This window comes from Paracraurococcus ruber, assembly GCF_004353985.1.
GTDB classification, from domain to species: domain Bacteria; phylum Pseudomonadota; class Alphaproteobacteria; order Acetobacterales; family Acetobacteraceae; genus Paracraurococcus; species Paracraurococcus ruber.
Map to the genome: position 1 here is coordinate 1 of NZ_SMOA01000275.1, position 6,862 is coordinate 6,862.

Here is a 6,862-nt window from a genome sequence, read left to right on the forward strand (position 1 = left end):
CCGGGCCCTGGCCGATGGCCGGGGCGGCCGAGGGGCCCCTGGCCACGCCATCCGCCGGGGCGGCAGGCGCGGGCGGCGCGGCGCGCGGGGCCGTGCGGTCGATCGGCGCCGCCTCCAGCGCCTCGTCCGCCCCCCAGTCCATCTGCAGCCGCAGCGCGGCCAGCAGCGCCTCCTGCATGGTGCCCATCCCCCGCCCCGGTATCGGCCGCGGCCGGGGTTACGCGCAAGCCGCCCCGGGGCTACATCCCGGGCAACGAGGAAGGAGCACGGCATGTCCGAGGCGGAACAGCGCGAGTCCATGGAATTCGACGTGCTGATCGTGGGGGGCGGGCCGGCCGGCCTCGCCGCCGCCATCCGCCTGAAGCAGCGCGCCCCCGACGCCACGGTCTGCCTGGTGGAGAAGGGCAGCGAGATCGGCGCCCATATCCTCTCGGGCGCGGTGCTCGAGCCCCGCGCGCTGGACGAGCTGATCCCCGACTGGCGCGACGACCCGCCGGCGCTGGCGACGCCGGCCGGCGCCGACCACTTCATGTACCTGACCGAGACGCGCGCCTTCCGCCTGCCGACCCCGCCCGGCATGCACAACCACGGCAATTACGTGGTCAGCCTGGGCAATGTCTGCCGCTGGCTCGGCCAGAAGGCAGAGGCGCTGGGCGTCGAGATCTATCCGGGCTTCGCCGCGTCCGAGAGCATCGTCGAGGACGGGCAGGTCAGGGGCGTCGTCGCCGGCGTCGCCGGCATCCTGAAGGATGGCAGCAAGGGCCCGGCCTATGAGCCGGGGATGGAGCTGCGCGCCACCTACACGCTGTTCGCCGAAGGCTGCCGCGGCAGCCTCACCAAGAAGCTCTTCGAGCGCTACGGGCTGCGCGAGGGCGTGGCGCCGCAGACCTTCGCCCTCGGGATGAAGGAGCTGTGGGAGATCCCGAAGGAGAAGCACACGCCGGGCCTGGTCTGGCACTCGATCGGCTGGCCGCTGCAGCGCGACACCTATGGCGGGTCCTGGCTGTACATGCTGGGGGAGAACCTGGTCTCCATCGGCTTCGTCGTCGGGCTCGACTATCCGAACCCCTGGCTGTCGCCCTTCGACGAGTTCCAGCGCTTCAAGACGCATCCCGAGGTGCGGAAGATGCTGGAGGGCGGCAAGCGCGTCGCCTATGGCGCGCGGGCGCTGAACGAGGGCGGCTTCCAGGCCATCCCGAAGCTGGTCTTCCCGGGCGGGGCGCTGATCGGCGACACCGCCGGCTTCCTCAACGTGCCGAAGATCAAGGGCAGCCACACCGCCATGAAGAGCGGCATGGTGGCGGCCGATGCGGTGGCGGATGCGCTGGCCGGCGCGGACCGGCCGGCGGTGCTGGAGAGCTACCCCCGGGCCCTGGAGAAGTCCTGGGTGTGGGAGGAACTGCGCAGCGTGCGCAACATCCGCCCCGGCTTCGCCAAGTACGGGCTGTTCGGCGGCATGGTGACGGCGGCGATCGACACCTATGTCCTGCGCGGCAAGGCGCCCTGGACCTGGCACCACCACGAGGACCATGAGCGGCTGCAGAAGGCCGCGAACGCCAAGCGGATCGAATACCCGAAGCCGGACGGCAAGCTGACCTTCGACCGGCTCTCCTCGGTCTTCCTGTCGAACACCAACCACGAGGAGGACCAGCCGGCGCACCTGAAGCTGCGCGATCCCGGCCGCTGGAAGGGGACCAACTGGGACCTCTACCGCAGCCCGGAGAGCCGCTACTGCCCGGCCGCGGTCTATGAGGCGGTGGGGCCGGAGGCCGAGCGGGAGCTGAAGGGCACGCCCGATGCCGAGGCGACGGGGCAGGGCGCCTCGGTCGAGGCGGGCGGCGGTGGCGCGCGGCTGGTGATCAACGCGCAGAACTGCGTCCACTGCAAGACCTGCGACATCAAGGACCCGACCCAGAATATCGACTGGACGACGCCGCAGGGCGGCGGCGGGCCGAACTATATCGGCGGAATGTAGCGCCGCCGTGCCGCCGCCCGGTTGCCCCGGGCGGCGGCCCGATGATCCAAAAGAACCATCTGGTTGAAATTCCATTCGGCAATAGACGCCTGAAGTAGCGAAAGTCTCCCGAACCCGTGCGTAAGTAACACGGTCACGCCTCCCTAACGGATACGTGTTGCGCACTATCCTTTTCGTGGAAGGATCGGGGCGCGTCTTCGCGGTTGATTATCCCCGCAGGCCGGCGTCGGCGCCGGCCATGGGGAGACCTGTCACCGTGAACCTGAATGTCCTGCTCCGCGGACAGTCCAACGCCGTCATCCTCGGGGAGCTGACCGGGCTCAACAGCGTCGCCGCGCAGGTGCAGCGGCTGCTCGGCTTCGATGGCGTCACCGATACCGTCACGCTCCGCTTCTCCTGGCAGGACCCGGCCGGCCGGAACACCGCGACCGGCGGCACCGCCCTGATCGGCGACTGGCTGCAGCCGGTGACCGGTGCCGGCAGCACCACCTGGCAGGCCAAGGCGCTGGAGCAGGGGCTGATCAACTACATCGACGCCCTGCCGACCGCGACCAAGGCGGAGCCGACCGTCGTGCTCTGGCTGCACAACGAATACGACAGCGACGGCGCGCGCCAGCCGCTGTTGACCAGCACCTGGGAAAGCGCGGTGCGCTTCGACGCGTCGCTGGTGCGGGCCGCCTTCGGCACCGCCGTCCCCTATGTCTTCGTCGAGCCGATCCCCTATGTCTCCGGCACCGATGCCGGGGCGCAGGCGATCCGCGTCGGCATGGAGGAGCTGACCGCCGACGCCGCCTTCAACGCCAGGCTGACGGCGCAGAACGACGACCTGGCGATGAACGCCGATGTCTTCGGCGCCGGCGGCCACATGAACCAGCAGGATGCCGCGCTGGTCGCCGGCCGCGCCGCCCGCAGCATCGCCGAGGTCTTCGCGCAATACGCCAAGCCCGGCTCGGCCGCCGCGTCCGGCAACCTGGACGACACCGGCCCGATCGCCATCCAGGCGGTGCAGACCGCGGCGCGGCAGGTGGCGGTGACGGTGAAGTTCGACGCCGCCGCCGCCCTGCAGGCGCTGGACGCGGATGCCGCGACCGGCATCGGCTGGAGCGCGATCTCGGGCAGCACCGTGCTGAAGGCGACCGGCGTGGCGCTGACCGGGGCCAACACGCTCTCCGTCAGCTTCGGCAGCGACCTGCCGGCCGGCGCCACCCTCTACTACGGCTACGGCAATGCGCAGCTCGCCGGCGCCGGCGGGTCGGTGCAGGGCAACGCGATCTATGACGACCAGGGGCTTCCGATGCGAACACCGGCGAAGGGGTTGCTGATCGGTGCGGCTGCCGTCCAGCCGGGCTCGACCGTGGCGGGCACCGACCAGCCGGACACGCTGCAGGCCGGCGCCAATGGCGACACGCTGATCGGCGGCAAGGGCAACGACTTCCTGATCGCCGGCGCCGGCGCGGATTCCTTCACCTTCTCGCTCGGCGACGGGCAGGACTGGATCCAGGGCTTCACCCCCGGGGTGGACCGCATCCGCTTCAATGCCGGCATCGCCGGCGGCGACATCGTGCTGACCAGCATGACGCTCGAGGGCGTGGCCGGCCTCGGCGTCATCTACGGCAAGGGCGGCGACGGGCTGTTCCTCGCCGGCGTCTCGGCGCTGCAGCCGGGCGACATCGTGCTGACCCCGCCGCCGGCAGCGCCGAGCTCGGTGCAGTTCGGCGGCGCCGGGGACGACACCCTGGCCGGCCAGGGCAGCGGCGACACGCTGGTCGGCGGCAGGGGCAACGACTACCTGGTGGGCGGCGCCGGGGCGGATGTCTTCGGCCTGCAGCCGGGCGACGGGCCAGACTGGATCGAGAATTTCACGCCGGGCACCGACAAGCTGCTGCTCGGCGGCGGGCTGACGGCCGCCAACGTCACCACCTTCCTCGGCGACCTGCTCGGCGTGCAGGGCCTCTATGTGCAGTACGGCGCCGGCAACGACGTCGCCTTCCTCGCCCGCGTCACCGCCCTGCAGGCGAACGACATCACCTTCGGCAGCCTGCCGCAGCCGACCACGCCGCCGGTCTTCACCGTGGTCACCGCCGCCGGCACCGCGCAGGTGGCGGCGCAGGCCTATGCCGGGCCGCTCGCCGGGCTGCAGTACCAGTTCACCGGCACCGCGACGGCCGAGACGGTGACCGGCACCCCGGGCAACGACTACATCGACCTCGGCCGCGGCAATGACGGCGCCGTGGGCGGCGCCGGCAATGACCGGATCGATGGCGGCGCCGGGCTCGATATCGCGGTCTTCACCGGCGCGCGGGCCGACTACACCGTCACCATGTCGAACAACGTCTACACCGTGACGGACCGGGTGGGCGGCCGCGACGGCACCGACACCCTGTTCGGGGTCGAGCGCATCCGCTTCGCCGATGGCGAGATGTCGGTCGAGCAGGCGGGCGGCATCGACGGCGTGGTGCACCGCTTCTACAACGAGCGGGTCGGGGTGCATTTCTACACCGCCTCGAACGCCGAGGCGGATACGGTGCGCGCCACCCTGCCCGACTACAACGACGAGGGGCTGTCCTTCCGCATCGCCCCCGGCAACGCGGCCGGCGCGGTGGACATCTACCGCTTCTTCTTCCCCTCGGGCGGCTTCCACTTCTACACGGCGTCGGCGACCGAGCGGGACTTCGTCATCAACAACCTGCCCGCCTACCAGTACGAGGGCGTGGCCTACCAGGCCTATGGCAGCGATGCCGGCCCGCAGGAGGAGCTATACCGCTTCTTCAACACGACCACCGGCGCGCATTTCTACACGACCTCGGAGACCGAGCGGGATTCGGTGGTCGCCAACCTGCCGGGCTTCTCCTACGAGGGCATCGCCTACTACGTCGATCCGCTCTGACCGGCTGGGCCGCCCCGCGCGGGGCGGCGCCTTCCCCGCCGCGGCCTGGCGCGGCGGGGAACCGGCGACCTGGCCCGGGCCGATGGCCCAGGCCTCCCCCTTGCGTCGGGCCGCCGGCGCCCGGACGCTGCGCCGGCGGCCCGGGGCCGAGGGGGAAGCCATGCTCATCATCTACGGCGCGGCGCGCAGCCGCGCCTTCCGCTGCCTCTGGGCGGCGGCCGAGGCGGGGGTCGCGCATCGGCACGAGCCCGTCGCCTTCGGCACCGGGAGCCGCGAGCCCGGCTTCCTCGCCATCAACCCGAACGGCAAGGTGCCGGCGATGCGGGATGGCGACCTGGTGCTGTTCGAGTCGCTCGCCATCAACCTCCACATCGCCGGCAAGGCCGGGCCGCCGCTGCTGCCTGCCGGGGATGATTATGCCCGCGCCCTGCAATGGACCCTCTGGGCCGCGACCGAGGCCGAGCCGCATGCCCTGCACTGGGCCCGGAACGCCTTCCAGCTGCCGCCGGAGCAGCGGGACCCGGCGCAGGCGGCGGCGGGGCGGGCGGCGCTGGAGCCGCGGCTGGCCGTGCTGGAGGGTCACCTCGCCGACCGGCCCTTCCTGCTGGGCGAGGGGTTCTGCATCGCCGACTGCAATCTCGCGGGCGTGCTCTACGGATCCTGGTTCAACGGTTATGATTTCTCCGCCGCGCCGCGCGTCGCGGGCTGGATGGAACGCTGCCTGACCAGGCCGGCGGCCCTGGCGGCGCGGCGCCTGCGGGAGGGATGAGGCGAATGGACGGCACGGAATCCGGCGCGGCGCTCCGCGAAGACAAATTCGAGGCCGCCCTTCGGGCCGACGGCTTCCAGGAGATCGTCCGGCGGGAGATCCCGGCCGGCCAGGAGCTCGGCGAGCACGACCATGCCTGGGATGTCCGCGGCCTGGTGCTGCGCGGCCGCTTCATGGTGCGGGAGGCGGCGCGGCTGCAGGATTGCGGCCCGGGCGAGGTCTTCACCCTGGAGGCGAAATGCCCGCACGAGGAGGGCGCCGGGCCCGAGGGCGCGGCCCTGCTGATCGGCCGCCGCCACCCCGCGGCCTGAGCCGGGCCGCGTGCAGGGCCAGGCCGAGGCGCTGATCGGCGCGGCCCGCGCGCTGGACGCGCGGGGCTTCATGCCGTCGAAGTCGGGCAACCTTTCGGTCCGGACCGCGGCGGGCTGCCTGGTCACGCCCTCCGGCCTCGCCTATGCCGCGACCGGGCCGGAGGATCTGGTGGAGATCGCGCCGGACGGCACGGTCGTCGCCGGGCATCGCCGGCCCTCCTCGGAATGGCGGCTGCATGCCGCCATCTATGCCGCGCGGCCGGAGGCGCGGGCGGTGGTGCACACCCACAGCCCGATGGCCACCGCCCTGTCCTGCGCCCGGCAGGGCATCCCGCCCTTCCACTACATGGTGGCGCTGGCGGGCGGGCCGGAGATCCGCTGCGCCGCCTATGCCACCTTCGGCACCCAGGCGCTGGCCGAGGCCTGCGTCGCGGCGCTCGATGGCCGGAAGGCGGCGCTGCTGGCCAACCACGGCGTCGTCGCCCTGGGCGGCACGCTGGCCGGGGCGAAGGCGCTGGCGGAGGAGGTGGAGAACCTGGCCCGGCAATATCTGGCGCTGCGGGCGGCGGGGCTCGACCCGGTGCTGCTGACGGCGGCGGAGATGGCCGAGGTCTTCGAGCAGTTCGGCGATTATGGCCGGGCCGGCTGAGGGCGGCTGACCCGGCCGGCGCGGCATCCGCCCGGGCGGCGGCGGCGGCGGTGGCGACGGGCGGTGCGCCGAAGCCTCGATCGCCATGGGCGCAACCCATCCGTTGTCCCGGGCGTCTGTGCTCGGCGCCTGGCCCTGGACGCCTGTCCCGGGCGCCGGCAAGGGCCGGTTCGGCGCCGGGGGCCTGCCCTGGCCGGCGCGGCCTCGCCCCGTGGCCCCCCTCGGCGGGGGGCCGTGCCGGGCCGGGCGGCGATCCTCGGGGGGGACGGCC

General features: G+C 72.6%; 5 protein-coding genes. All 5 read left to right on the forward strand.

Annotated elements, in window-relative coordinates:
- Positions 1-271: 271 nt before the first annotated feature.
- The 5 genes from E2C05_RS26785 to E2C05_RS26805 all read left to right on the forward strand — a co-directional run bounded on the left by E2C05_RS26785 (position 272) and on the right by E2C05_RS26805 (position 6,591).
- Entirely contained in the window at positions 272-1,975 is a 1,704-nt protein-coding gene (locus E2C05_RS26785) for an electron transfer flavoprotein-ubiquinone oxidoreductase (protein WP_133222713.1), read from the forward strand.
- Between the two features lie 256 nt (positions 1,976-2,231).
- Positions 2,232-4,862 carry a calcium-binding protein gene (locus E2C05_RS26790; RefSeq protein ID WP_133222714.1) on the forward strand — a complete coding sequence of 877 codons (2,631 nt, stop codon included), beginning with the start codon at positions 2,232-2,234 and terminating at the stop codon, positions 4,860-4,862.
- A 160-nt stretch (positions 4,863-5,022) separates the two neighbouring features.
- Entirely contained in the window at positions 5,023-5,631 is a 609-nt protein-coding gene (locus tag E2C05_RS26795; RefSeq protein ID WP_158292384.1) for a glutathione S-transferase family protein, read from the forward strand.
- Between the two features lie 5 nt (positions 5,632-5,636).
- Positions 5,637-5,942 (forward strand): cupin domain-containing protein, encoded by a 306-nt coding sequence (locus E2C05_RS26800; protein WP_133222716.1) that lies wholly within the window; start codon positions 5,637-5,639, stop codon positions 5,940-5,942.
- 10 nt (positions 5,943-5,952) lie between these two features.
- Positions 5,953-6,591, forward strand: a complete 639-nt coding sequence (locus E2C05_RS26805; protein ID WP_200306267.1) for a class II aldolase/adducin family protein — start codon at positions 5,953-5,955, stop codon at positions 6,589-6,591.
- Positions 6,592-6,862 lie beyond the last annotated feature (271 nt).

What these genes read in the sequence shown, in the direction of transcription:
- E2C05_RS26795 (WP_158292384.1), top strand. Translation starts at nt 5,023, where the DNA reads ATGCTCATCATCTACGGCGCGGCGCGCAGCCGCGCCTTCCGCTGCCTC.
- E2C05_RS26785 (WP_133222713.1), top strand. Translation starts at nt 272, where the DNA reads ATGTCCGAGGCGGAACAGCGCGAGTCCATGGAATTCGACGTGCTGATC.
- E2C05_RS26800 (WP_133222716.1), top strand. Translation starts at nt 5,637, where the DNA reads ATGGACGGCACGGAATCCGGCGCGGCGCTCCGCGAAGACAAATTCGAG.